The 23,873-nt window shown below is 65.6% G+C and carries 23 protein-coding genes and 1 pseudogene; 13 read left to right on the forward strand and 11 right to left on the reverse strand.

Annotation, left to right across the window (positions count from 1 at the left end):
• Positions 1 to 60 precede the first annotated feature (60 nt).
• Entirely contained in the window at positions 61 to 1,041 is a 981-nt protein-coding gene (locus tag ACN0T5_RS13270) for a Bug family tripartite tricarboxylate transporter substrate binding protein (RefSeq protein ID WP_417769081.1), read from the reverse strand.
• Positions 1,042 to 1,286: 245 nt separating this feature from the next.
• Entirely contained in the window at positions 1,287 to 2,348 is a 1,062-nt protein-coding gene (locus ACN0T5_RS13275; protein ID WP_417769102.1) for an ABC transporter substrate-binding protein, read from the reverse strand.
• Between the two features lie 217 nt (positions 2,349 to 2,565).
• Here ACN0T5_RS13275 and ACN0T5_RS13280 point away from each other — a divergent pair, with 217 nt between their 5' ends.
• Together ACN0T5_RS13280 and ACN0T5_RS13285 are read left to right on the forward strand one after the other, a co-directional pair.
• Complete coding sequence (locus tag ACN0T5_RS13280) at positions 2,566 to 3,243, forward strand: response regulator transcription factor (RefSeq protein ID WP_417769103.1); 678 nt, start codon at positions 2,566 to 2,568, stop codon at positions 3,241 to 3,243.
• The gene (locus ACN0T5_RS13285) at positions 3,236 to 4,714 is read left to right on the forward strand and encodes a sensor histidine kinase (protein WP_417769082.1); all 1,479 of its coding nucleotides are present in this window, start codon (positions 3,236 to 3,238) and stop codon (positions 4,712 to 4,714) included. The genes ACN0T5_RS13280 and ACN0T5_RS13285 overlap by 8 nt, the downstream gene beginning before the upstream one ends.
• Here the strand turns inward: ACN0T5_RS13285 and ACN0T5_RS13290 are convergent.
• The 4 genes from ACN0T5_RS13290 to ACN0T5_RS13305 are packed head-to-tail and all read right to left on the reverse strand — an operon-like array spanning position 4,699 to position 9,127.
• The gene (locus ACN0T5_RS13290; RefSeq protein WP_417769083.1) at positions 4,699 to 5,502 is read right to left on the reverse strand and encodes a citryl-CoA lyase; all 804 of its coding nucleotides are present in this window, start codon (positions 5,500 to 5,502) and stop codon (positions 4,699 to 4,701) included. The genes ACN0T5_RS13285 and ACN0T5_RS13290 overlap by 16 nt on opposite strands.
• Positions 5,499 to 6,707 carry a CaiB/BaiF CoA transferase family protein gene (locus ACN0T5_RS13295; RefSeq protein ID WP_417769084.1) on the reverse strand — a complete coding sequence of 403 codons (1,209 nt, stop codon included), beginning with the start codon at positions 6,705 to 6,707 and terminating at the stop codon, positions 5,499 to 5,501. Before ACN0T5_RS13295 ends, ACN0T5_RS13290 begins: the two co-directional genes overlap by 4 nt.
• 45 nt (positions 6,708 to 6,752) lie before the next feature.
• Complete coding sequence (glpD, locus tag ACN0T5_RS13300) at positions 6,753 to 8,306, reverse strand: glycerol-3-phosphate dehydrogenase (protein ID WP_417769085.1); 1,554 nt, start codon at positions 8,304 to 8,306, stop codon at positions 6,753 to 6,755.
• Positions 8,303 to 9,127 carry a DeoR/GlpR family DNA-binding transcription regulator gene (locus ACN0T5_RS13305; protein WP_417769086.1) on the reverse strand — a complete coding sequence of 275 codons (825 nt, stop codon included), beginning with the start codon at positions 9,125 to 9,127 and terminating at the stop codon, positions 8,303 to 8,305. Before ACN0T5_RS13305 ends, glpD begins: the two co-directional genes overlap by 4 nt.
• Positions 9,128 to 9,317: 190 nt before the next feature.
• Here ACN0T5_RS13305 and ACN0T5_RS13310 point away from each other — a divergent pair, with 190 nt between their 5' ends.
• From ACN0T5_RS13310 to ACN0T5_RS13340, 7 genes are all read left to right on the forward strand, one after another.
• Positions 9,318 to 11,054 carry an ABC transporter substrate-binding protein gene (locus ACN0T5_RS13310; RefSeq protein ID WP_417769087.1) on the forward strand — a complete coding sequence of 579 codons (1,737 nt, stop codon included), beginning with the start codon at positions 9,318 to 9,320 and terminating at the stop codon, positions 11,052 to 11,054.
• A gap of 219 nt (positions 11,055 to 11,273) precedes the next feature.
• A complete protein-coding gene (locus ACN0T5_RS13315; RefSeq protein WP_417769088.1) occupies positions 11,274 to 12,341 on the forward strand; it encodes an ABC transporter ATP-binding protein in 1,068 nt (355 codons plus the stop codon).
• Positions 12,342 to 12,353: 12 nt separating this feature from the next.
• Positions 12,354 to 13,433 carry an ABC transporter ATP-binding protein gene (locus ACN0T5_RS13320; protein WP_417769089.1) on the forward strand — a complete coding sequence of 360 codons (1,080 nt, stop codon included), beginning with the start codon at positions 12,354 to 12,356 and terminating at the stop codon, positions 13,431 to 13,433.
• A 13-nt stretch (positions 13,434 to 13,446) separates the two neighbouring features.
• Positions 13,447 to 14,310, forward strand: a complete 864-nt coding sequence (locus tag ACN0T5_RS13325; RefSeq protein ID WP_417769090.1) for a carbohydrate ABC transporter permease — start codon at positions 13,447 to 13,449, stop codon at positions 14,308 to 14,310.
• Between the two features lie 13 nt (positions 14,311 to 14,323).
• Positions 14,324 to 15,124, forward strand: coding sequence for a carbohydrate ABC transporter permease (locus ACN0T5_RS13330; protein ID WP_417769091.1), 801 nt, complete (start codon positions 14,324 to 14,326; stop codon positions 15,122 to 15,124).
• A 23-nt stretch (positions 15,125 to 15,147) separates the two neighbouring features.
• Entirely contained in the window at positions 15,148 to 15,429 is a 282-nt protein-coding gene (locus ACN0T5_RS13335; RefSeq protein WP_417769092.1) for a DUF2160 domain-containing protein, read from the forward strand.
• Between the two features lie 87 nt (positions 15,430 to 15,516).
• On the forward strand, positions 15,517 to 15,900 hold the full coding sequence (locus ACN0T5_RS13340) for a Rap1a/Tai family immunity protein (protein WP_417769093.1): 384 nt from the start codon (positions 15,517 to 15,519) through the stop codon (positions 15,898 to 15,900).
• A gap of 91 nt (positions 15,901 to 15,991) precedes the next feature.
• On the opposite strand, the gene hemA is transcribed toward ACN0T5_RS13340, so the two are convergent.
• Entirely contained in the window at positions 15,992 to 17,212 is a 1,221-nt protein-coding gene (hemA, locus tag ACN0T5_RS13345) for a 5-aminolevulinate synthase (protein WP_417769094.1), read from the reverse strand.
• Positions 17,213 to 17,589: 377 nt separating this feature from the next.
• Between hemA and trpS the strand changes: the two genes are divergently transcribed.
• From trpS to ACN0T5_RS13360, 3 genes are all read left to right on the forward strand, one after another.
• Positions 17,590 to 18,666, forward strand: coding sequence for a tryptophan--tRNA ligase (gene trpS, locus ACN0T5_RS13350; protein WP_417769095.1), 1,077 nt, complete (start codon positions 17,590 to 17,592; stop codon positions 18,664 to 18,666).
• 127 nt (positions 18,667 to 18,793) lie between these two features.
• Positions 18,794 to 19,303, forward strand: a complete 510-nt coding sequence (locus tag ACN0T5_RS13355; RefSeq protein WP_417769096.1) for an MmcB family DNA repair protein — start codon at positions 18,794 to 18,796, stop codon at positions 19,301 to 19,303.
• A 95-nt stretch (positions 19,304 to 19,398) separates the two neighbouring features.
• Positions 19,399 to 20,319, forward strand: coding sequence for a glycosyltransferase family 2 protein (locus tag ACN0T5_RS13360; RefSeq protein ID WP_417769097.1), 921 nt, complete (start codon positions 19,399 to 19,401; stop codon positions 20,317 to 20,319).
• A gap of 36 nt (positions 20,320 to 20,355) precedes the next feature.
• Here ACN0T5_RS13360 and ACN0T5_RS13365 read toward each other — a convergent pair whose 3' ends face one another.
• Both ACN0T5_RS13365 and ACN0T5_RS13370 read right to left on the reverse strand, forming a co-directional pair.
• On the reverse strand, positions 20,356 to 20,910 hold the full coding sequence (locus ACN0T5_RS13365) for an ActR/PrrA/RegA family redox response regulator transcription factor (protein WP_417769098.1): 555 nt from the start codon (positions 20,908 to 20,910) through the stop codon (positions 20,356 to 20,358).
• Between the two features lie 60 nt (positions 20,911 to 20,970).
• Positions 20,971 to 22,374, reverse strand: a complete 1,404-nt coding sequence (locus tag ACN0T5_RS13370; RefSeq protein WP_417769099.1) for an ActS/PrrB/RegB family redox-sensitive histidine kinase — start codon at positions 22,372 to 22,374, stop codon at positions 20,971 to 20,973.
• Between the two features lie 256 nt (positions 22,375 to 22,630).
• Here ACN0T5_RS13370 and secB point away from each other — a divergent pair, with 256 nt between their 5' ends.
• Positions 22,631 to 23,122, forward strand: coding sequence for a protein-export chaperone SecB (gene secB / locus ACN0T5_RS13375; RefSeq protein WP_306027824.1), 492 nt, complete (start codon positions 22,631 to 22,633; stop codon positions 23,120 to 23,122).
• Positions 23,123 to 23,209: 87 nt separating this feature from the next.
• Here the strand turns inward: secB and ACN0T5_RS13380 are convergent, their stop codons facing one another.
• Together ACN0T5_RS13380 and ACN0T5_RS13385 are read right to left on the reverse strand one after the other, a co-directional pair.
• Positions 23,210 to 23,644, reverse strand: coding sequence for a DUF2852 domain-containing protein (locus ACN0T5_RS13380; RefSeq protein WP_417769100.1), 435 nt, complete (start codon positions 23,642 to 23,644; stop codon positions 23,210 to 23,212).
• Positions 23,641 to 23,873 (reverse strand): annotated as a pseudogene (locus ACN0T5_RS13385) (hypothetical protein); the annotation flags it as partial. The gene ACN0T5_RS13380 and the pseudogene ACN0T5_RS13385, both read right to left, overlap by 4 nt.

The following is a 23,873-nucleotide window of genomic DNA, read 5'->3' on the forward strand; positions in this document are numbered from 1 at the left end:
CAGCGGACATGCAAAGAGGGCGCGCGCCGGAATGGCCGGCGCGCGCCCGTGATGCCGCGATCAGAGGAAGCCGAGTTCCTTCATCAGGTCGGCGATCTCTTTCTCCTGCTTTTCCAGGAAGGCCGAGAAATCCTCACCCGGATTGAAGATGTTCACCCAGCCGTTGCGGGCGCGCACTTCTTCCCATTCCGGGGTCTCGTACATTTTGGCGAAGGCCGCGATATAGGCCTGCTGCTTTTCGGCGCTCATCCCCGGTGCGCCGAAGAAACCGCGCCAGTTGATGAACTCGATGCCGGTTGCGCCGGCCTCGTCGCAGGTGGGAACGTCCTTGGCGGCGTCGACGCGACCTGCCGCGGTCACGCACAGGATGCGCACCTGGTCCTGCTTGGCGAGTTCGATCGCCTCGCCGAAGCCGGTCGACAGCGCCTTGATCTCGCCCGAGAGCAGTCCTGCCATGGCCTTGCCGCCGGCGTCATAGGGAACGTATTTCACCGAGGTCGGGCTTGCGCCCGCGCCCTTCATCACCATCGCTGCGACGACATGGTCCATGCCGCCCGCGACCGACCCGCCGCCGATCGGCATCTTGGTCGGATCGGCCTTGACCAAGTCCACGAGACCGCCGAAGTCGGCGATGTCGCTGTCCTTGGCGACGATGATCGCGGCATAGTCGCCCACGGTGCCGGCGATCGGCGTCAGGTCGCGGAAGGATTGCGGAAAGACCTTCTGCAGGGACCGGATGACGATCGGGGTCGAGTTGACCATGATCGTGTCATCGGCCTTGCCGGCGATCTCGATCAGATGGGCAATGGCGAGGCCGCCGCCGCCGCCCGACATGTTCTCGTAGGACGCCTGGCCGACAAGGCCGGCCTTGGTCAGGGCTTCGCCGGTGCCGCGCGCGGTGCTGTCCCAGCCACCGCCGGCGCCGCCGGGAATGATGAAGTGGATTTTCTCGATATCCGCAGCCTGCGTGGTGGTGGCCGCAAACAAGAGGCCGAACGCGGTTGCGGCGGCCGCAAGGCCGCGCCGTGTCGTCTTGGTCATGTCTTTCCTCCCAGGATCACCGTGTACCGCCGCTGGCGGCTGGTGACTGTTGCCTTTGCAGATACAAACGGCGCGGCGGCGGCTGCGACCGCGCGCAGGCGAACGGTCCTCCCGTCCGCGCGGATCGCAAATGCCGTCTCCGTAGTCGGCGCCGATGGAGAAAGACTGACATGGCTGGCTGACGTGAAGCTGACGCTGCGTCGCAAAAAGACAGGGTGCAACGCAGCGTGGATGTCGTCCCGGGCCTATTGGACCTTCAGCGCGCGGTTCCAGCGTTCGATCAGCCGGTTGCGTTTGACCTGGTCGAGATAGACGACAAGCGCGGGACCGACGGGAATGGGGCGCAGGCGGTTGCCGAAGGTGCGCCGCATGGCGTTGGCGGTGTTCTCGCCGTCGAGTTCGGGGTGCAGGACGGGAAGGCCGACCTGCTCGGCGATCACCTTCTGGCCCTCGCGGGAGACGAGGAAATCGAGAAAGGCGGCCCCGAGATCCGGCGCGCCGGCGCTGCGCGGCACCAGCGCGGTGCGCGACATGACCACCGTATAGTCCTCCGGCAGCACGATGCCGAGGTCCGGGTCCGTGCGCGCCCAGGCGGAAGCATAGGAGCCGAGAATGTTGTAACCGAGGACGAAGCGCCCGTCGGCCACCCGCTCGACGATCGCCGAGGAGTTGGAATAGAGCTTCACGCCGCTGGCGCCGAGCGCGTTGAAAAGATCCCAGATCTCGCGATTGTGTTCCCTGTCCCGGGCAAGGAAGAACAGACCGACGCCGGCCCGTTCCACATCGTAGGTGCCGACCCGGCCATAGGTTTCCGCCTCGCGCGCCTTGAGATAGGCGGCAAAGTCCGGACGCGTTCGGGGTGGTTCGGTCTCGAGAAAGGACGGTTTGTGATAAAGGATCACCGCCGGTTCGAACGTGGTGCCGTAGACCGTGTCGCGCCACTGCGCCCACGCGGGCAGCGCACCTGCATTGGGCAGCCGGACGCTCTGGGCGTAGCCGTCGTTCGCCAGCTTTACCTGCAGGTCCATGGCCGAGGAATAGGCCAGGTCGGCGGTGCGTCCGATCTCATCGCTTTCCTCGATGACACGCGCATAGATATCCTGCGTCTGGAGCTCGAAATAGTCGATGCCGATATCCGGGCGTGTCGCCTGGAACGCGGCAAGCAGGGGCGCGGCGATCTTCGCGTCCAGCGAGGAGTAGATCCGCAGGACACGGGTCTCCCCGGACGGGGAAAGCGGTGTGAGGCTGACTGACGGGGCATCTGTCATGTCGGTGCGCGCGATGCCGGGCGGGCCGGCAAGCAGCATGAGCAGGACCATGCCCAGGCCCAGGGCCGAAAGGGAGCGCTTCATGCGCGGGAGTATGCGGTGATCCGGTGCGGCGACACAAGCGCGACCGTCGCCGGCTCGCGCCCCCGTGCCAATCGCCTCTTGCACTGTGTTGCGCGCCTGCGGTTAAACTCGCCGCACGAGGGCGCGAGACCTTCGGCTGGAAACGCCAACGGATTGCGAAAGGGTGGCCGGGGTGCGTCTGCTGATCGTCGAGGACAACCGCACGCTGGCCGACGGGCTGACGCAGATGTTGCGCGGAGCGGGCTATGCGGTCGATGCCGTGCATGAGGGCGAGGACGCGGAAGCCGCGCTCGCCACGGATGCTTTCGACCTGGTGCTTCTCGACCTGTCGCTGCCCGACACCGACGGGATGACGCTGCTGCGCACGATCCGGGCGCGGGGCCTGCCTTGCGCGGTGCTGGTGCTGACCGCGCGCGGGGCGCTTGACGAACGCATTCGCGGTCTTGACCTGGGTGCCGACGACTACATGACCAAGCCTTTCGAGTTCGGCGAGCTGGAGGCGCGCATCCGTGCGGTGCTGCGCCGGCATGCGGGCACCCGCGGCGGTCGCCTTGAATGCGGTCGCCTCGTCTTCGACCTGAACGAGAGGATCGCAACGGTCGACGGCCGACCGCTCGACCTGACGGCGCGGGAACTGAGCGTGCTGCAGATCCTGGTCCAGCGCCCGGAAAGGGTGGTGTCCAAGCAGCACATCAGCGAGCGCCTGAGCGAGTTTGACGCGGATCTCTCCGACAATGCGGTGGAACAGTATATCTCGCGCCTGCGCAAGCGGCTGGAGCCCTGCGGCCTCAGGATCCGCACCGCGCGCGGCCTGGGGTATGCCCTGGAAGCGATCGACGGAGATGGTTGAGCCGCCGCCCGGACGGGTCGCCGAGGCTCGTGGCATTCGGCCCCTTCGCGGCCGGGGGCCACGTTCGCTCTCCGCCCGTCTGCTGGTCTGGCTGCTCGCTCCGCTGAGCCTGCTCGCGGCCTACGATCTCTTCGACACCTATCGCGAGGCGCGGGAGACGGTGAACACCGTGCTCGACCGCGTGCTGACCGGGTCGGCGCTGGCGATTGCCGAGCGCGTTGCGGTCGGCAATGACGGCGCGATCGAGGTCGACGTGCCCTATGTGGCATTGGAGATGCTGACCAGTGCCGCCGAGGACAGGGTCTTCTACCGTGTCGAGGGTCCTCCGGGAACCTTCGTCACCGGCTACCGCAACCTGCCGGTGCCCGAGGCGGGAGAGGCGGCGCAGGTCGCCCATCAGCCGCGTTTTGCCGACGCTGTCTTCCGGGGCGAGCCGATCCGTGTGGCGATCCTTTCCGGCGCGGCATCTTCCGGCAACAGCTCGATTGCCTATCGGGTCGCGGTGGCGGAGACGACCACCGCGCGGCGGGACCTTGCGCGCGACGTGCTGCTGAACTCCGCCGCCCGGCAGGTGTTGCTGATCGCGATCGCGGCCGTTGCCGTGCTGCTCGGCATTCGGCGCGGCCTGCGACCCTTGTCGAGGCTCGAGGAGGCGCTCGACCGTCGCAGCCCGGACGACCTGCGCCCGATCCGTCACGCAGTGCCGCGTGAGGTCGACCGGCTGGTCGGCGCGATCAACGGCTTCATGGCGAGACTGTCGGATTCGCTGGCCGCGCTCCGCCGCTTCACCGGAAATGCGTCGCACCAGATCAGGACGCCTCTCACCATCATCCGCACGCAGATCGAGCTTGCCCGCCGGGCCGAGGGGCGCGAGGCCATGCTCGCAGCCCTGAGCACGGCCGATCTGGCCGTGACACAGAGCGAACGCACCCTTTCCCAGCTGTTGCTGCTCGCCCGGGTCGACGAGGTCTCGGCCGATCGGCCCGACGGCGAAAGCGTCGATCTGGCCCGGCTGGCGCGCAGGATGGCGGCCGAGATGGAGCCTGTCGCGGCGCGTTCGGGTCTGGACCTGGGGTATGAAGGGCCGCCTGCCGGCACTCCCGGTCCGGCCGTGCGCGGCAACGGCATGCTGATCGGCGAAATGCTGCGCAACCTGATCGAGAACGCGATTGCCTATGCCGGCCCGGGGCATTCCGCGACGGTACGGGTCGATCACCGGGAAGGATTCGCCGTCCTCGACGTGGAGGATGACGGACCGGGCATCCGCCCTGCAGACCGGGCGCGGGCGGTCAAGCGGTTCGAACGGTTGTCGCCGCAGGGGGACGAGGACGGCGCAGGGCTTGGTCTTGCCATCGTCGCGGAGATCACAGCGCTCGCGGGCGGCCGGCTCGAACTGGTCGAAGGCGACAACGGGCGCGGGTTGCGGGTGCGCATCACATTGCCGACGACGCAGGATCAGGCGCCGTCATAGGTCCAGCGGTGAGACGGCGGCGTCGGTCCCTTGTTGCGGCCACCCTGGCAGGTCTGCTCCCACGCATGGGCGAGGATGCCGACCGAGCGGGACAGGCAGAAGAAACCGCGTGCCAGGGGCGCCGGGCATCCCAGTTCGGCGAAGATGACGGCGGTGGCCCCGTCGATGTTCATCGGCACGGGCTTGCCCTTTTCCCGGGCCAGATGCGCTTCGACCGCGCGCCCGATCGCGGCGAACCGCCCGGAGACCGAACCGATGGCCGCGGCTTCGTCGACAAGGCCCAGAAGCCGCGGGGCGCGCGGGTCGACCGGCTTGTGGAAGCGGTGGCCGAAGCCGGGGATGAACTTGCCCTTCGTCGCGCGAAACGCGTCGAGACCCTGGCCGGTGGCCTCTTCAAGCCCGGTGGTCTGCGTTCGTGCGTCGATGTCCTGATAGAGCGCCACGGCCTGCTCTCCGGCCCCGCCATGGACGTCGCCCAGCATGTTGATCGCCGTCGCCATGGCGTTGTTGAGACCGACGCCGCACGTGGCGGCCATGCGTGCGGCGGCGATCGAGGGCGCCTGCGGCCCGTGATCGACAGCGGCGACGAGAGCGGCCTCGAAAAGGCGCGCGCGACCCGCATCGAGCGGCGTGCCCATCACCATGTGCCAGATCATCTGGGGGAAGGAGAGCGTGCCGATCAGCTCTTCCACCGGATGGCCGCGAAAGGCGATCCGGCCGGGTTCCATGTCGATGATGGACGTGTGCCACCAGTCGGCGACCGGGTCCGTAACCTTGCTCTCGCTCATATCGCGCCTTCCTGTCGCAGCCGCTCGATTTCCTCGGCGGTGATGCCAAGCCCTTCCAGGATGTCGACCGTGTCACGCCCCAGAACCGGCGGCGGCGTGTCGACGGACGGCGGCGTGCCGTTGACCTTGATGCCGGTGCGGATCGTGCGGATGGGCCGGCCGACCCCCGGCACTTCGTCGAATTCGGCGATCATGCCACGACCGGCCACTTGCGGATGCGCGAGCGTTTCAGGAACGGTGAGAATTTCGCCGGCCGGAATGCCGCGCCGGCTGAGCCGTTTGACCCAGTCGGCGGCATCGCCGGCGGCAAGGGACTTTTCGATCTCGGCGCGCAGGGCAAGGCGATTGGCCTTGCGCGTCTCGCGGGTCGCGTAGTCGGGATGGGCGAGAAGATCCGGCCGGTCCAGTTCCTCGCACAGCAACCGCCATTGTTCGTCCTTGTTGGCGGCGATGTTGAGGGAGGCGTCCCGGGCCCGGAAGGCTCCGGAGGGGGCGGAGGTCGTGTTCTCGTTGCCGTGGGCGGCGGGGCGCTGGCCGGCGATCATCCAGTTGGAAACGACCCATCCCATCGTGGCGAGCGTTGCCTCCAGCATCGATATGTCAAGAAAGACCGGCTTCTCGCGCGGTCCGGCAAGGCTTGCGCAAATGGCGAAAGCGGCCGTCATGCCGCCGATCGTGTCGGACACCGGATAGCCGACGCGCAGCGGCGCCGTTTCCGCGTCGCCGGTCACCGACATGACCCCGGAAAGTCCCTGCACGATCTGGTCATAGGCCGGCATGGCGCGCATCGGTCCGTCCTGGCCGAAACCGGATATCGCGCAATAGACAAGCCGCGAATTGAGCGGCGCAAGATCGTCGAAGCCGACGCCGAGACGGTCCATCACGCCAGGCCGGAAATTCTCGACAACCACGTCGGCGGTGGCGGCGAGCCGCTTCAGCAGCTCCACGCCGCTCGGGTTTTTCAGGTTGAGCGTCAGGCTCTTCTTGCCGGCGTTCTGGGCCAGGAAGGAGACACCCATGTCGGCGGCATTCAGCGCCGGGTCGGCACCAAGCTGGCGGGCGAGATCGCCGCGCCCCGGCACTTCGATCTTGATCACCTCGGCGCCGAAATGCGCAAGCTGGTGGCAACAGAAGGGCCCGGACAGGACATTCGTCAGATCGAGCACACGGATGCCGGAAAGCGGAGTGGCGGGCGAAGCGTCCATGAAGCGCCTTTCGGTTTTGTGCGCTGTCAGGAGCAAACCCGCCTGTCAGGCCTGGCGTGCATCGCGCGCGGAATGTTTCCCGCTATAGCGCTGCTTCATCCAGCGGCCAAGCTTTGCGGCTTCCTCGCTTGAAAGCCGAAGGCCGAGCTTGCTGCGCCGCCACAACACGTCTTCCGCCTCGCGCGCCCATTCGTGATCCATCATGTGGATCACCTCGCGGGCGAACAGGCCGCCGCCGAAGTGCTCGCCCAGGTCCTCCGGCGTTGCGACGTCCTCGAGAATCGCATGTGCCTGCGTTCCGTAATTGCGCGCGAGCCGCTCGACAAGTCCGGCGGGCAGGGCTTCGCGTCCCTTCGCCAGCGAGCGTGTCAGCTCTGCCAGGCCCTCGGTCGGGAAGTCGCCGCCTGGAAGCGCGGCTTTTGCCGTCCAGGCCGGGCCGCCGCCGCCGATCGCGTCTTCGATCTGCTCAAGCACGGAAAGGGCGAGGCGGCGATAGGTGGTGATCTTCCCGCCGAAAATGTTGATCAAGGGTGCCTCGCCCCCCCTGGTTCCGGTGTCCAGCCGCAGCACGTAGTCGCGTGTTGCCTCCTGAGCCTTCGAGGCGCCGTCATCGAACAGCGGTCGTACGCCGGAATAGGTCCACACCACGTCGCTTCGGGGGATTGGCTGGCGGAAATACTCGCTGGCGGCCTCCGCGAGGTAGGTGATTTCCTCCTCGGTCGCCGCGACATCGGCCGGGTCGCCGTCATAGTCGCGGTCAGTCGTGCCGATCAGGGTGAAGTCCTGCTCGTAGGGAATGGCGAAGATGATGCGCCCGTCGGCATTCTGGAAGATATAGGCGCGGTCATGGTCGAACAGCTTGCGCACGACAATGTGGCTGCCCTGCACCAGACGGACATTGTGGGCGTCGTTGCGCTTCAGGGCGCCTTCCAGCAACCGGTCGACCCAGGGGCCGGCCGCGTTGACGAGCAGGCGCGCGGTCACCTCGCGGGTCGACTTGTCCTGGGTGTCCTGAAGGGTCGCATGCCAGAGCCCGTCGACGCGTTCGGCCGAGACGACTTTCGTGCGGGTGTTGATCTGCGCGCCGCGGGCACGGGCGTCGCGGGCGTTGAGAACCACCAGCCGCGCGTCGTCCACCCAGCAGTCGGAATATTCGAACGCGGTGGCGAAACCGTCCTTGAGAGGGGTGCCTGCGGGGTCGCGGCGCAGATCGAGCGTGCGGGTGGCCGGCAGCAGCTTGCGGCCGCCCAGGTGATCGTAAAGGAAGAGCCCGAGCCGAAGCATCCAGCGCGGCCTGAGCCCTTTCTGGTGCGGGAGCACGAAGCGCAGCGGGCGGATGATGTGCGGCGCATTGGCCCAGAGCAGTTCGCGCTCGCTCAAGGCCTCGCGCACGAGGCGGAACTCGTAGTGCTCGAGATAGCGCAAGCCGCCGTGAACGAGCTTCGTCGACCAGGACGACGTGCCGCTGGCAAGGTCGTTCATCTCCGCCAGGCAAACCGAATAGCCTCGGCCGACTGCATCGCGTGCGATGCCGCAACCGTTGATGCCGCCTCCCACGATCAGGATGTCGAAGTCGCTGCGTTCTCGTGGTTCGCTCATTCCATGTGGCCTCCCGGCCCGTCTTCCATTGCTGTCGCAGGGGTCTCGGCGGTGCCCGCTCCGGCCACCTCGACGCGCACGCCGTGTTCCCGGCAGATGTCGAGCACCGGCTCGGGAGGCATCTTGTCGGTGACGAAGATGTCGATCTGCGACATGTGGGCGATCCTCACGGGTGCGCTGCGCTCGAACTTCATGCTGTCGGCGACCAGGATGGTCTGCCGTGCATGGGTGATGATCTCGCGGGCGACGCGCACCTCGCGGAAGTCGTAGTCGAAGATGGTTCCGTCCGCATCGATGGCGGAGGCGCCGATCAGCGCGTAGTCCACCTTGAACTGGCGAATGAAGTCGGCGGTCGCCTCGCCGACGATGCCGCCATCCGAGGGGCGGACCTGTCCGCCGGCGATGATCACCTCGATCGCGGGCGCCGCACGCAGGATGTTGGCGACATTGATGTTGTTGGTGATCGCCATGATCCCGTCGTGCTGGCGCAGGGCGCGGGCGACCTGCTCCGTCGTCGTGCCGATGTTCAGCATGATCGAGGCGTTGTCGGGGATCAGTCCGGCGGCCCTGAGGCCGATGCGCCGTTTTTCGTCGGCGGCGAGCTGGCGCCGCGCATCATAGGCATAGTTGGCGATTCCCGATGGCAGCACCGCGCCGCCGTGGACCCGCTGCAACATGCCGCGTTCGCACAACTCGTTGAGGTCTTTCCGGATTGTCTGGGGAGTGACGTCGAACTCGTGCGCCAGCCCGTCCACATCAACCCGGCCAGCGCGTCGCGCGCGGTCGAGAATCTCGGTTTGGCGAGGGGTAACCGGCTCCATCTACCGGCCTTTCGTTTTTTTTCGATATTCTGGATTATTTTGCATCGATTTCGTTCGCAGGTGCAGCAAGACGTTACAATCAGCCAGATTTTGCCTCGATTGGGTAAAAAATGGCAAGCGTATTTTCGGGTTGACGTTCGTTTTTTTTCGCTTGATAGTCAAGCCGCAGCAATGCAAGGGAGGACTTCACATGCGACATAAGATGCTGACGGCCGTTGCGGCCGTCGCGCTTCTTGCCGGTTCGGGTTCGGCGTTTGCCGGAGCCGAGGAGGCCAGGAAGTGGATTGATAGCGAGTTTCAACCCTCCGTGCTGACAAAGGATCAGCAAATGGAGGAAATGAACTGGTTCATCAAGGCAGCCGAGCCGTTCAGCGGGATGGAGATCAACGTGCTGTCGGAAGGCATTCCGACACATGACTATGAATCGCGCGTTCTGACCAAGGCCTTCGAGGAAATCACGGGCATCAAGGTCAATCACCAGATCCTCGGCGAGGGCGAGGTGGTGCAGGCGGTTCAGACGCAGATGCAGACGAACCGCAATCTCTACGATGCCTATGTCAACGATTCCGATCTCATCGGCACCCACTCGCGCCTCCAGCAGGCGGTCAACCTGACCAAGTGGATGGCGGGCGAGGCCAAGGACGTGACGTCGCCGACGCTGGATCTCGACGACTTCATGGGACTGAGCTTCACCACCGGACCGGACGGCGATCTCTACCAGCTTCCCGACCAGCAGTTCGCGAACCTCTACTGGTTCCGCAAGGACTGGTTCGACCGGGAAGACCTGAAGGAGCAGTTCAAGGCGAAATACGGCTATGAGCTTGGCGTTCCGATCAACTGGTCGGCCTATGAGGACATTGCCGAATTCTTCTCCGAGGACGTGAAGGAAGTCGACGGCGTCCGCATCTACGGCCACATGGATTACGGCAAGCGTGCCCCGGATCTGGGCTGGCGCATGACCGATGCCTGGCTGTCGATGGCCGGTGCCGGCAGCAAGGGCCTGCCGAACGGCCGTCCCATCGACGAATGGGGCATCCGCATGGAGGAAGGGTCGTGCAACCCGTCCGGTGCCTCCGTCGCCCGTGGCGGCGCCACCAACGGCCCGGCGGCTGTCTATGCGATCGCCAAGTGGGACGAGTGGCTGCGCAAATACGCGCCTCCGGGTGCGGCGGATTACGACTTCTACCAGTCGCTTCCGGCGCTCAGCCAGGGCAATGTCGCCCAGCAGATCTTCTGGTACACGGCGTTCCTCGCCGACATGGTCAAGCCCAAGTCGGAAGGCAACAACACCGTGGACGACGAGGGGACGCCGCTGTGGCGCGCCGCTCCGAGCCCGCATGGTCCCTACTGGGAAGAGGGTCAGAAGGTCGGTTATCAGGATGTCGGTTCCTGGACGATCCTGAAGTCCACCCCGACCGACCGGGCCAAGGCCGCATGGCTCTATGCCCAGTTCGTCACCTCGAAGACCGTCGACCTGAAGAAGAGCCATCTTGGCCTGACCTTCGCCCGCGACAGCTCGGTTCGGCACGAGTCGTTCACCGAACGCGCCCCCAAGCTTGGCGGCGTCGTCGAGTTCTACCGGTCTCCGGCGCGTGACCAGTGGACCCCGACCGGTGTCAACGTTCCCGATTACCCGAAGCTTGCCCAGCTCTGGTGGCAGCAGATCGGTGACGTGAACTCCGGCGCCTTCACGCCGCAGGAGGCGATGGACCGTCTCGCCGGCGAGATGGACACCATCATGGGCCGCATGCAGCGGGCCGACGAGGCGAGCAACACCTACGGTGGTTGTGGTCCCCGCCTGAACGAGCCGAAGGATCCGTCCGAATGGCTCGGCAAGGGCGGCGCCAAGGCGAAGCTGGAGAACGAGAAGCCCCAGGGCGAGACCATCAACTACGATGAGCTCGTCAAGCAGTGGGCTGCCAACTGACAGCGGTCATCCGCGACTGAAAGACCCGGGGGCGACCCCGGGTCCGACGTCCGGAAAGAAGCGGTGGCGCCGGCATGTGCCGTTCCGGGCATGCAATCGTCCGGTTCCGGCCGGTAGCGGGGCGCACAGGAATTTCGTCCGCCGTTTCGTGAACCGGCGTGACGGGAAAACCGCTTGCCGGGCACGATCATCGTCACATCCAAAAAGGGCGGCCGACAGATGTCCCTTGAACTGAGGCGCGTAAGCCTGCGCGCCGGTGCCGAGACCCATATCCACGCGACCGATCTCGTGTGCGAGCCGGGCAGCTTCAACATCCTGCTCGGCACCACGCTTGCCGGCAAGACCACGTTGATGAAACTGATGGCCGGCCTCGAGCGTCCGACCTCCGGCGAGGTCTGGTTCGCAGGCAGGAACGTGACGGGTGTCTCCGTGCGCCATCGCAACGTCTCGATGGTCTATCAGCAGTTCATCAACTACCCGAACATGTCCGTCTACGACAACATCGCCTCGCCCTTGCGGGTTGCGCGGATCGCGGAGGACGAGATCAAGCGCCGCGTCGGCACCATGGCGGAGCTGCTCAAGCTGTCGCCGATGCTGGAACGCCGACCTTCGGAACTCTCCGGCGGCCAGCAGCAGCGCACGGCGATGGCCCGGGCCCTGGTCAAGGATGCGGATCTCGTTCTTCTCGACGAACCGCTCGCCAATCTCGATTTCAAGCTGCGCGAGGAATTGCGCGACGAGCTTCCCCGCCTGTTCGCCGACCGCGACTGCATCGTCGTCTATGCGACGACGGAGCCGGTCGAGGCCCTGCTGTTCGGGGGGCAGACAGCCTGCCTTTTCGAGGGGCGCGTGACGCAGTTCGGCGCGACCGGCGACGTCTACAGGAACCCGCTGGACCTGACGAGCGCGCAGGTCTTCTCCGACCCGCCGATCAATGTCGCGGCGGTCACCAAGGCGGGCGACATGTTCCGTCTTCCCGCCGGTGAGGCCTTCGCGGTTCCCGCAGCCTATGCGGGGCTGGCGGATGGCGCCTACACGATCGGCGTGCGACCGCACCACGTGGCGCCGGAACCGCAAGGCGACATGGCGGTCGCGGTGGATGGCGAGGTCCTGGTGACCGAGCTCTCCGGCTCGGAGAGCATCATTCACTTCGTGGTGCATGGCGAGACCTGGGTGTCCCAGTCGCACGGCATCCATCCGTTCGAGGTGGGCACGCGGCAGCGCCTCTATGCCGACATGGCCAAGGCGATGGTCTTCGATACGACCGGCCGGCGCATCGTGGCCTAGGGAGAAGCGGACATGGCGAAAATCCTACTCGACACCCTGCGCCACGCCTATGTGGCCAACCCGACCTCCGACAGCGACTGGGCACTCAAGGAACTCAACCTCGAATGGGAGGATGGCGGCGCCTATGCCCTGCTCGGCCCGTCGGGCTGCGGCAAGACCACGCTGCTGTCGATCATTTCCGGCCTGCTGCGTCCAAGCCGGGGCCGGGTGCTCTTCGACGGGCGCGACGTGACCGATCTTCCGCCCGACGAACGCCACATCGCCCAGGTGTTCCAGTTCCCGGTCGTCTACGACACGATGACCGTCTACGACAATCTGGCGTTTCCCCTGCGCAATCGCGGCGTTGCCGAGGCCGAGGTCGACATCCGCGTGCGCGAGATCGCCGAGATGATCGACCTGACGCATATGCTGGCGAACCGAGCGGCGGGGCTGACGGCGGATGGCAAGCAGAAGATCTCGCTCGGCCGGGGCCTTGTGCGCTCGGACGTCAACGCGATCATGTTCGACGAACCGCTGACGGTTATCGACCCGCATCTGAAATGGCAGCTTCGCTCGAAGCTGAAGGAGCTGCACCAGCGGGTCCGCACCACCATGATCTACGTGACCCATGACCAGACCGAGGCGCTGACCTTTGCCGACAAGGTGGTCGTCATGAACCAGGGCGAGGTCGTGCAGATCGGCACGCCGGTCGACCTTTTCGAGCGGCCGCAGCACACGTTTGTCGGCCACTTCATCGGCTCGCCGGGCATGAACGTGTTGCCTTGCGAGGCCTCGAACGAGGGGGCCCGGGTCAATGGCGTGGCCCTGCGCACCACCTCCGGAAGCGATCTTGCCGCTTCGTCCGGCCGGCTGGAGGTCGGCGTGCGGCCGGAGTTCGTCACATTCGCGAACAGGAGCGAGAACGGCGTCCTGCCGGCGCGGGTCGTGAAGGTCAGTGATGCCGGGCGCTATCGCATCGTCGAGGCGCAGGCTGCCGGCCATGCTGTGAAGCTGGTGGTTCCGGAAGGCGCCGATATCCCGGGTGAGGACACCGCCCTGCGCTTCGATCCGGAGCGAACGGCCGTCTATCGCGACGGCTGGATCGTGGCCTGAGGGGGAGAGCGAGATGAACAAGACACACGACAACAGGGCCTGGCTCTTCGTCCTGCCGGTGGTGGCGCTGGTCGCCTTCAACGCCATCATCCCGCTGATGACGGTGGTCAACTACTCGGTCCAGGAAACCTTCGGGGACAACGTGTTCTTCTGGGCCGGGGTGACCTGGTTCGAGCAGATCCTGCGCTCCCCGCGCTTTCATGACGCGCTGACGCGGCAATTGATCTTCACCTTCACGATCCTCCTCATCGAGATCCCGCTCGGGGTGGCGATCGCGCTGACCATGCCGCGCAAGGGGCCCTGGGTCCCGGTCTGCCTGGTGCTGATGGCCTTGCCGCTTCTCATCCCGTGGAACGTGGTCGGCGCGATGTGGAACATCTTTGCCCTGCCCGACATCGGCCTGCTCGGGCGCAGTCTCAACGCGCTCGGCTTCGACTACAATTTCACCCGGCAGCCCGGAGATGCCTGGTTCACGCTCATCCTGATGGATGTCTGGCACTGGACGTCGCTGGTGGTCCTGCTTGCCTATGCGGGACTGGTCTCGATTCCCGACGCCTATTACCAGGCGGCCAAGATCGACGGTGCAAGGCCTTTCGCCATCTTCCGCTACATCCAGCTTCCGAAGATGAAGCGGGTGCTGACGATCGCGGTGCTGCTGCGCTTCATGGACAGCTTCATGATCTACACCGAGCTGTCGGTCCTGACCGGCGGCGGACCGGGCAACGCGACGACGCTGCTCTCGATCGATCTGGTCAAGATCGCGCTCGGTCAGTTCGATCTCGGACCGGCGGCAGCCATGTCGCTCATCTACTTCCTCATCATCCTGTTGCTGAGCTGGGTGTTCTACACCCTGATGATGCGCAACGAGCAGCAGTGACGGAGACCGCCCGATGAAAAGCACGACACGCCTCGTCCCGGCGCTCTATATCCTCTTCCTCATGTTGCCGATCTACTGGCTCGTCAACATGTCCTTCAAGACGACCAACGAGATCCTGGGTTCGTTCACGCTGTTCCCCAACCAGTTCACGATCGAGAACTACGTGACGATCTTCACCGATCCGACCTGGTACATGGGCTATGTCAACTCGCTGACCTATGTGTTGATCAACACGGCGATTTCTGTCGTGGTGGCCTTGCCGGCAGCCTATGCGTTCTCGCGTTATCGCTTCCTTGGCGACAAGCACCTGTTCTTCTGGCTGCTGACCAACCGGATGGCGCCGCCGGCGGTTTTCGCGCTGCCCTTCTTCCAGCTCTACTCGGCGATCGGCCTGTTCGACACGCCGGTTGCCGTGGCGCTGGCCCATACGCTGTTCAACATTCCGCTCGCGGTCTGGATCCTGGAAGGGTTCATGTCCGGCGTGCCGAAGGAGCTCGACGAGACCGCCTATGTCGACGGTCACTCGTTCTGGTCGTTCTTCCTGAAGATCTTCGTGCCGACCATCGCCGCCGGCATCGGCGTCGCGGCATTCTTCTGCTTCATGTTCTCCTGGGTGGAACTGCTGCTGGCCAAGACACTGACTTCCGTCGCCGCCAAGCCGATCGCGGCGACGATGACGCGAACGGCGAGTACGTCGGGGTATGAACTGGGGCTTCTCGCGGCGGCGGGAACCCTGACCATCATCCCCGGCGCCTTCGTCATCTATTTCGTCCGCAATTACATCGCCAAGGGCTTCGCGCTCGGCCGCGTCTAGGCGGCTCGTCTGGGAGACATGTCATGGGACTGAGCTGGATGGCCTGGACCGGGCCGACCGCCGCCTTCTTCATCTTCATCGCCCTGTGCTTCGCGGCGATGTCCGTCTGGGAGTATGTCGCGCCGGGCGGCGGGCCGCGCCATGGCGCGCTCGGGCTGGACACGACGCGCGGCGACCGGCTGTTCATCTCGCTGCTCGGCAGCGCCTTCATTTTCCTTGCATGGCTCGGGCTTGTCGGGACGCCGCTCTGGGCGCCGCTCGCGATTGCAATCGTCTATGCCGGCTGCGTCTTCCGCTGGGTCTAGGGCCGAGCTTGCCTGATCGGGCGACTCCCGGGATTGTTGTCGGAAGGCAAAGGATCCGGAACCGGCGGGATGGCAAGGACAAGAAAGATGCGGAACATGCACGGCTTGCGAAAGGCGGGGATCGTCTCCGCTGCCCTTGCGCTCGCCTGTGCCGCCGGTGCGCCTTCGGCGCGGGCCGACGGGTGGCAAAGCGGCGCGCAGGTTGCCAGCACCTGCCGGGCCGATCCGCGGACCAATGCCGTCGCGGTGACGTTCTGCCTCGGCTATCTTCAGGGAACGCTGGACGCCTTCCTGCTGGGGCGGGCCAACTGCATCCCGCCCGGCATCGATGCCAACGGTCTCCGGCAGGTCGTGATCGAGCATCTCGAACGCCATCCCGGGCGCGTGTTCGCCAGCGGGCCGATGCTTGTCTACGATGCCTTCAGGGCCGCATGGCCGGCCTGCGCGCGAATGCCGGCCCATACCCGCTGAGCGCTGCATGCGGTCAGGCGATGCCGTGTCCGAAATGAAAAAGCGCCGGAAGATCCGGCGCTTTTATTCGTTCAGGCAAAGGGCTTGCTCGTCAGGCGACGGCCCGTGCCAGCGCGCATTGCGACCACAGCGCCTCGAGCGAACGCACCAGCCGGTCGATGTCGCCATCGCCATGCAGCGGTGAGGGGGTGATGCGCAGCCGCTCCAGACCCTTGGGCACGGTCGGATAATTGATCGGCTGGATGTAGATCCCGTACGTGTCGAGCAGGATGTCGGAGAGCATCTTGCACTTCACCGGATCCTTGACCATGACCGGAACGATGTGGCTCGGATTGACCATGTGCGGGATGCCGGCCGCATCGAGCCTGCGCCGCAGGGTAGCGACACGCTCGCGGTGGCGGGCACGCAGTTGCTCGCCTTCCGCCGACTTCAGGTGCCGGATCGAGGCGCGCGCGCCGGCGGCCAGCGCCGGCGGCAAGGCCGTCGTGAAGATGAAGCCGGAGGCGAAGGAGCGAACGAAGTCGCAAAGCGCGGCGGAGGCGGCGATGTAGCCGCCCATCACGCCAAAGGCCTTGCCGAGCGTGCCCTCGATCACCGTCAGGCGGTCCATCAGACCTTCGCGCTCGGCGATGCCGCCACCGCGCGGGCCGTAAAGGCCGACGGCATGCACCTCGTCGAGATAGGTCATGGCGCCGTATTTCTCGGCGACGTCGCAGATCTCCCGGATCGGCGCGATGTCGCCGTCCATGGAGTAGACGCTCTCGAACGCGACAAGCTTGGGGCGGCCCGGCTCGATCTCGGCGAGCTGGCGCTCCAGGTCGGCCACGTCATTGTGCTTCCAGATGCGCTTTTCGGCACGCGAATGCCGGATGCCCTCGATCATCGAGGCATGGTTGAGCGCATCCGACAGGACCACGCAACCCGGCAGGTGCGCCGCGATGGTGCCAAGCGCCGCCCAGTTGGAAACGTAGCCGGAGGTGAAGAGAAGGGCGGCTTCCTTGCCGTGCAGGTCGGCAAGCTCCTGCTCGAGCAGGACATGATAGTGGTTGGTGCCGGAGATGTTGCGCGTGCCGCCGGCGCCCGCGCCGCAACGATCGATGGCTTCATGCATCGCATCGGTCACGATCGGGCTTTGACCCATCCCTAGATAGTCGTTCGAGCACCACACGGCGACTTCGTGGGCCCCGTCCTGCGTGTAGCGCGTTGCCTTCGGAAAACTTCCGGAATGACGCTCCAGATCCGCGAAAACCCGATACCGACCTTCTGTATGCAGCCCTTCGATCTCGCGTCGAAAGAAGCTCTCGTAATCCATTCCGGCCTCCGGGACCTCTTGCTTCCGTCCTGGCGAAGATTGTCCGCCGATTCCCGCGTGCATTCAAACGCTCGCACTTTAGTGTCGTTCCAGTCTATAGCCCATATACATCGCCAAGGTGAATTGGGAATATCCCTGAAGGGTCGTTTCGACGCAGGCGAAGTCCCGCGCGGGTGCCGGGCAAAGTCCGGCGCCAGCGGGCGGTACTGTGGCGCCAACGCAAGGGAATTGCGGAAACCGTTACCGTTCCGGCTTCCGCCTTGCGCTCGGGCACGGGCTTCGTCATAACCCGCCAGATGCGGTGCAACCCTGCCGCGTCGCGGATCGGGAAAGACCCGGCCGCGTTCAACCCGAGGTCCAAACTGGGGGACAGTTTCTTGAATCAGTTCCAGCCGCGCGTATTCTCCGGCGTACAGCCGACCGGCAATCTCCATCTCGGCAACTATCTCGGCGCGATCTCGCGTTTCGTCCCTCTCCAGGACGAGATGCCGACGATCTACTGCGTCGTCGACATGCATGCGATCACCGTCAAGCACGACCCGGCCGCCCTGACGGTCGCGACGCGTGAAGTGACGGCGGCCTACCTGGCTGCGGGTATCGACCCGAAGAAGGCGATCATCTTCAATCAGAGCCAGGTCCGCGAGCATGCCGAGCTTGCCTGGATCTTCAATTGCGTCGCGCGCATGGGCTGGCTCAGCCGCATGACGCAGTTCAAGGAGAAGGCGGGAAAGAACCGGGAGAATGCGTCCGTGGGGCTGTTCGCCTATCCGACGCTGATGGCGGCCGACATTCTTGCCTATCGGGCGACCCACGTGCCGGTTGGCGATGACCAGAAGCAGCACCTGGAGCTGACGCGCGACATTGCCCAGAAGTTCAACAACGACTTCGCCGAGCGGATCGCCGAACTCGGCGTTGGCGTGCCCAACCCGGCACCGAGCCCGGAACTGCCGGGGGAACTCTTCTTCCCGTTGACCGAGCCGATGATCGCGGGCCCCGCGACCCGGATCATGTCGCTCCGCGACGGCACCAAGAAGATGTCCAAGTCCGATCCGTCGGATCTGTCGCGCATCAACCTGCGGGACACGGCGGACGAGATATCGAAGAAGATCCGCAAGGCAAAGACCGATCCCGAACCGTTGCCGGGTGACACCGGAGGGCTGGCGGACCGTGCCGAGGCCGCCAATCTCGTCGGGATCTATGCGGCGCTCTCGGGCCGGACGAAGGACGAGGTGCTGTCCGATTTCGGCGGCCAGCCCTTCTCGGTGTTCAAGCCGGCCCTGGCCGACCTGGCGGTGGAGAAACTGGCGCCGATGGCCGACGAGATGAACCGCCTGATGGCCGCGCCCGACCATATCCATGCCGTTCTGCGCGACGGTGCCGAACGCGCCAGCGCCATTGCCGAACCGATCCTGCATGATGCGCGGCGCATCTGCGGGTTCCTGGAGCGTCGCTGACGGGTCGAGGGTGCCGGCGACAGCAAGCGATCTGCAAGGGCCGTTCCGGATTTCCGGTTCGGCCCTTGCCACTTGCGGACAAGCAAGGCTAGTGTCCCTCTGGAACAAAGGCGGAACGGACTTGCAGATGGACACCCGGGCCATGATCACCAACCGCATCCTGCTGGACGATCCTCTTGCTGACGGGCGGCAGTCCGACGCAGCTGCGCGTGTCTGGCGCGGCACGGCGCGGATGCTGCGCGCGGCGGGGTTTGCCTGTGTGGGGGAGCTGACGCTGGCGTCCGGGCGGCGGGCGGACCTTGCGGCGGTCGGGCCGAAGGGCGACGTCTGGATCGTGGAAGTCAAATCCTCGCTCGCCGATTTTCGCGCCGACAGCAAGTGGCCGGACTACCGGGCCCATTGCGACAGGCTTTTCTTCGCAAGCCATGCCGATGTTCCCGCGGAGGTGTTTCCGCAGGACGCGGGCCTGATTCTCTCCGATGGATATTTTGCGGAAGTCCTGCGACCGGCCCCCGAGCACAGGTTGCCGGCGGCGACGCGAAAGGCGGTGCTGCTCCGCTTTGCACAGGCGGCGGCCAATCGCCTGCATGATGCGCTGGATCCCGACCTTCGCATCTCTGCCGGCGGTCTGGGCTGAGAACCTGCGTTATGCCCGTTGCAATCCCTTCTGCCTTTTGCGACCAGACGGGGAATGACGAAGGGGCACGGGGATCTGACATGGAAATGCCGTCGATGGCCATTGCAACGGAACGCGCGGATGCGCGGGTTTGCGTGGCGGTGTGCACCTGCGACCGCCACGAGCAGTTGCGCGGTACGTTGCAGTCCCTTGCGGAGCAGCGCATCGGCGCGCGATTTCGCGTTTTCGTCATCGACAATGGCCGCGCCGCGGCGCGTTCCGTCGTCGAGGCCTTTGCAGGCGAGCTCGACATTGCCCATGAACGGGTGCGCGAGCCGGGGCTGAGTGCCGTTCGAAATCGTGCCCTGCATCTTGCCCGAGAGAGTGGCGCGGAGTTCCTAGCCTCCATCGATGATGATGAACGCGCCGGGAAGGACTGGCTCGCAGCGCATCTCGCGACTGTCGAGCGCACCGGCGCCGACATCCAGATCGGCCCCATCGAGCCGATTTTTCTGGAAAGGCCGGCCGGCTGGATCGCCACCGGCGGGTTCTTTGCCGGGGACTGCGAGACACCGACGACGGCGAACCTGTTCCTGCGCCTGGCCTGCCTGCCCGAGAGCGAAGGCGAATGGTTCCAGCCCGATTATGCGATGACCGGGGGCGAGGATCACGAATTCCTGAGCAGGCTTGTGAGGGAGGGCGCGTCGATTGGCGCGGCCTCATCGGCGTGCGTCTACGACATCGTGCCGCCCGAGCGGGCGACCTTGCGCTTCATCCTGCGACGCGGTTTGCGTGATGGCGTCTATTACGGAAACCGCGCGCGCAAGGACAGCGCCTCGCTCGCCGGTGCAGTGGCGGCGGGTCTGCGCGAGCTCTTGGGCAAGGTCGCCTACGCGGCCAATCACCTGTTCTGGTCACCGCTTGCCGGCTGGCGCGCGCGGCGTGCCGGTGTCGACCTGGCGACGGCCGTCGGGATCCTTGTGGGTCTCTTCGGTGTGAAGCCCAGGTTCTACGGGCATGGCGACGTGGTGGACTGACCCCCTGTCCCGGGTCCCGCCCGCTCGTCGGCATGCTCAGCGCGGGGCGCGCTTGGCCAGGATCCGCTGCAGGGTGCGCCGGTGCATGGAAAGCCGCCGGGCGGTTTCCGATACGTTGCGGTCGCACAGTTCATAGACGCGCTGGATATGCTCCCAGCGCACCCGGTCCGCCGACATGGGGTTTTCCGGCGGCTGGGCCTTCTCCTCGTCGGTCGATGTCAGGGCCGCAAGCACGTCGTCGGCATCCGCCGGCTTCGCCAGATAGTCGACAGCCCCGAGCTTCACGGCGGTGACCGCGGTGGCGATGTTGCCGTAACCGGTGAGGATCACAACCTTTGCATCGGGTCGGCGCGCGCGCACGGCCTCGACCACGTCAAGACCGCTGCCATCCTCGAGCCGCATGTCGACGACGGCGAATTCCGGCGCGGCGATCCTCAGCTTGTCCAGCGCTTCGCGCACGCTGTCTGCGGTTTCGGTGACAAAGCCCCGCTTTTCCATGGCTCTCGCCAGCCGTTGCTGGAAAGGCCGGTCGTCATCGACGATCAGCAAGGTTCTCGGTGCCGCGTCTTCTGTCTGTGACCGCTCGTTCATGCCGCCGTCCTGCGTTTCCCGTATCGGTCCGACTGTCGCCGGATCCTGTGTTGCTTGTCTTTATATGTGCGTTTGCGCAGACGGCAAATCCGCGTGGCTGCCTGTGTCTGCGGCATTTGCGCCCGCGCCTTCCTGCCACGGAGAGTGGCCGTCGCGGGGCCAGGCGACGCGGACAATCGCTCCCCGCCCGGGCGGCGGGCGGTTGCGCAGGCGCAGGTCCGCCCCGGTGCGCTCCAGCAGTGTCTTGGCGATGAAGAAGCCCAGACCCAGCCCTCCGGCCGTGTCGCCCTGGCCCGGACGTCCCTCGCGATTGCTCCGCGCCGTGACATAAGGCTCGCCGAGGCGGGTGATCACGTCGGCCGCAAATCCGTTTCCGTCATCGGCAATCTCGATCACCACGCTGGCGGCAGTCCAGCGGGCGGTGATGGTGACACGGCTGTCGGCGAAGTCGACGGCGTTTTCCAGAAGGTTGCCGAGCCCGTAATGGATGGCCGGGTTGCGCCACACCAGCGGCTCGGCGCCCTCGCCGGCGGCATCGACCTCGATCCGCGTTCCGAAGGCTCGGGCCGGTTCGATCACCTGTTCGATCAGGTGCGACAGCTTCTCGCCCCGGAAATGGAGGTCGCGGTCATCGGGCAGCGACGACAGCTTCGAAAGGATGTCGCGGCAACGCTCCGCCTGCGACAGGATCAGCGCGAGATCCTCGCGCAGCGCGTCGGGGGCAGGCAGCTCGCCCGTGGTGCTGTCGAGGTCGCGTGCCAGCTCCTTCACCGTCAGATAGACGGTGGCCAGCGGCGTGCCCAGCTCGTGGGCGGCCGCGGCCGCCAGCCCGTCGAGGGCGTGGAGATGCTGCTCGCGGGCCAGCACCAGTTCGCTCGCCGTCAGGGCGTCGGAGAGGTGCCGGGCTTCCTCCGCCACGCGAAAGGCATAGGCGCCCATGAAGGAGAGCGAACAGACCAGTGCGATCCAGACGCCGGTCGCATAGACCGGCGGGAGGCGGAACGTCTGGTCGTCCGGCCAGGGGAGAGGGAGGTGGAACACTGCCAGCACGGTGGCGATCCCGGTGGCAAGCAGGCCCAGATAGACAGTCTTGCGCGCGGAAAGTCCCGTCGCGGACACCATCACCGGGGCCAGCAGCAGAAACGCGAAGGGATTTCCCAGTCCGCCCGTCAGGTAGAGAAGACCGCCCATCTGGGCAAGGTCATAGCCGAGCTGCAGCGTGGCCGAGCGTTCCGAAAGCCGCTGCGATTGCGGTGAGCGAACCTTCAGGAAGATGTTCAGCCAGGCGGACGCGGCAACGAGGGCCGCGCAAGGCGACAGCGGCAACGGATAGGCCAGATAGAAATGCACGACGAGCAGCGCTGCCGTCTGGCCGACGATCGCCAGCCACCGCAGCCGCACCAGCGTGTCGAGTTTCAGCCGGCGGTGCGGCGAGCCCAGTTCGGGCGTGTCTGTCTCCGGCATCATGTCCTTCTGGGTTCTGTCAGGGTGAGGAGCACCCGCCTTCGAACCTTGTGGCGTGCCAAAGAGGCAACGTCAAATGTCCTGAAAGCGGGGCGCGCGGAGCGTCATGCGGCCGGGTTCCGGCCAATCAGGCCTTGTGCTGCGCCGTCCGGGCATGCTAGCGGAACCCTCGATCCCGCGCGGGAGAGGAGGCCGTTTGCCGGCCGGGCTTGTCCGCGCCAGACATTGCATCACTGCCGAGACAGGATACCGACGAATGAGCGATACCAACGACGCGGCCGCTGGCCAGGGCAACGAAGCCGGCGGTGCGCCGGGCATGAGCATCATCGCCCAGTACATCAAGGACCTGTCCTTCGAGAACCCGAATGCACCCGGCTCGCTGCAGCCGCAGGAGCAGCCGAAGCTCGACATCAATGTCAATGTCTCGGCCCAGCCGATGGGCGAGAACCAGTTCGAGGTCGTCTTGACGCTGAATGCCAGCGCCAAGACCTCGACCATGGCGGTCTTCGCCATCGAGCTGGTTTATGCCGGCTTGTTCCGCGTCCTCGGCGTGCCGCAGGAGCACCTGCATCCGTTCGTGCTGATCGAGTGCCCGCGCATGCTGTTCCCCTTTGCCCGCAACATCCTTGCGGAAGCATCGCGCAACGGCGGCTTCCCGCCCTTGATGCTGGACCCGATCGATTTTGCCGCGCTCTACCGCCAGAACGCCGACCAGGCGCAGGCGGCGGCCGAGCAGAAGCCGAACTGACCGGCTCTCGGCAACTGCTGAAACGAAAAGCCGCGAGCCTTGGCCCGCGGCTTTTTTCATGTCTGCGGGAGACCGTCTCCGCGAGGGTCAGGTCTCGCCGCGTGCCGGTCCCCGGCCCCGGTTCGCCATGAAGCGGTCGAACTCTTCCTGGTCGCGCGCCCGGCGCAACTCGTGCAGGAAGTCGTCGAACTCGGCACGCATCCGGTCGAGCCGGGCACGTTCTTCCTCGAGCCGGTCCAGCTCGCGGTTGCGGTAGTCGTCAAACGCGGCATTGCCGGTGTTGCGGGTCATGCCGGTCTCGAAGCCGCGGCGAACGGGATTTGCGTCCCATTGCGCGCGCGCCTGACGGGCAAGGCCGGGAAGCCGGTCGCCCCACAGGATATAGGCGAGCATCGCCAGTCCCAGCGGCCAGAAGACGACAAAGCCGAGAACCATCAGTCCGATGGTCGCCGGAGACCAGCCGGGCCGGATGGCGGGCCGGCACGCGGCCCCGGCGGTGTGGGTGGTGGATCCGTAGCTCATCTGCGCTCCTCTCTCACGTTCCTCAACACGGGAAATGTGGGAACGGGCGCGTCCGCGTTCAAGAAAGGCGCGGAAACCGGAGCGTTTGGCTTGGTTGGGTCTGGATTTTTGAGTTCGGGATTCTGGGGGATCGGGATTTCGTTCTGATGACGGTTTTGTTGTGTCTGGGTTTGTTTTTTGGGTTTTGGCTGGCTCTGGATTGTTTGTGGTTCTGGGGCCGGTTTTGAGT

Origin of the sequence: Stappia sp., from assembly GCF_048261845.1 — a bacterium.
Classification (GTDB): Bacteria; Pseudomonadota; Alphaproteobacteria; order Rhizobiales; family Stappiaceae; genus Stappia.

Excerpts from the sequence above, each read along its gene's own strand:
- ACN0T5_RS13275 (WP_417769102.1), bottom strand. The coding sequence starts at position 2,348 with ATGCTGCTTGCCGGCCCGCCCGGCATCGCGCGCACCGACATGACAGAT.
- ACN0T5_RS13320 (WP_417769089.1), top strand. The coding sequence starts at position 12,354 with ATGGCGAAAATCCTACTCGACACCCTGCGCCACGCCTATGTGGCCAAC.
- ACN0T5_RS13325 (WP_417769090.1), top strand. The coding sequence starts at position 13,447 with ATGAACAAGACACACGACAACAGGGCCTGGCTCTTCGTCCTGCCGGTG.
- ACN0T5_RS13270 (WP_417769081.1), bottom strand. The coding sequence starts at position 1,041 with ATGACCAAGACGACACGGCGCGGCCTTGCGGCCGCCGCAACCGCGTTC.
- ACN0T5_RS13310 (WP_417769087.1), top strand. The coding sequence starts at position 9,318 with ATGCGACATAAGATGCTGACGGCCGTTGCGGCCGTCGCGCTTCTTGCC.
- ACN0T5_RS13340 (WP_417769093.1), top strand. The coding sequence starts at position 15,517 with ATGCGGAACATGCACGGCTTGCGAAAGGCGGGGATCGTCTCCGCTGCC.
- ACN0T5_RS13365 (WP_417769098.1), bottom strand. The coding sequence starts at position 20,910 with ATGAACGAGCGGTCACAGACAGAAGACGCGGCACCGAGAACCTTGCTG.
- ACN0T5_RS13330 (WP_417769091.1), top strand. The coding sequence starts at position 14,324 with ATGAAAAGCACGACACGCCTCGTCCCGGCGCTCTATATCCTCTTCCTC.
- ACN0T5_RS13315 (WP_417769088.1), top strand. The coding sequence starts at position 11,274 with ATGTCCCTTGAACTGAGGCGCGTAAGCCTGCGCGCCGGTGCCGAGACC.
- ACN0T5_RS13360 (WP_417769097.1), top strand. The coding sequence starts at position 19,399 with ATGGCCATTGCAACGGAACGCGCGGATGCGCGGGTTTGCGTGGCGGTG.
- ACN0T5_RS13355 (WP_417769096.1), top strand. The coding sequence starts at position 18,794 with ATGGACACCCGGGCCATGATCACCAACCGCATCCTGCTGGACGATCCT.
- ACN0T5_RS13380 (WP_417769100.1), bottom strand. The coding sequence starts at position 23,644 with ATGAGCTACGGATCCACCACCCACACCGCCGGGGCCGCGTGCCGGCCC.
- ACN0T5_RS13295 (WP_417769084.1), bottom strand. The coding sequence starts at position 6,707 with ATGGACGCTTCGCCCGCCACTCCGCTTTCCGGCATCCGTGTGCTCGAT.
- glpD (WP_417769085.1), bottom strand. The coding sequence starts at position 8,306 with ATGAGCGAACCACGAGAACGCAGCGACTTCGACATCCTGATCGTGGGA.
- ACN0T5_RS13335 (WP_417769092.1), top strand. The coding sequence starts at position 15,148 with ATGGGACTGAGCTGGATGGCCTGGACCGGGCCGACCGCCGCCTTCTTC.
- hemA (WP_417769094.1), bottom strand. The coding sequence starts at position 17,212 with ATGGATTACGAGAGCTTCTTTCGACGCGAGATCGAAGGGCTGCATACA.
- ACN0T5_RS13370 (WP_417769099.1), bottom strand. The coding sequence starts at position 22,374 with ATGCCGGAGACAGACACGCCCGAACTGGGCTCGCCGCACCGCCGGCTG.
- ACN0T5_RS13305 (WP_417769086.1), bottom strand. The coding sequence starts at position 9,127 with ATGGAGCCGGTTACCCCTCGCCAAACCGAGATTCTCGACCGCGCGCGA.
- ACN0T5_RS13290 (WP_417769083.1), bottom strand. The coding sequence starts at position 5,502 with ATGAGCGAGAGCAAGGTTACGGACCCGGTCGCCGACTGGTGGCACACG.
- secB (WP_306027824.1), top strand. The coding sequence starts at position 22,631 with ATGAGCGATACCAACGACGCGGCCGCTGGCCAGGGCAACGAAGCCGGC.
- ACN0T5_RS13285 (WP_417769082.1), top strand. The coding sequence starts at position 3,236 with ATGGTTGAGCCGCCGCCCGGACGGGTCGCCGAGGCTCGTGGCATTCGG.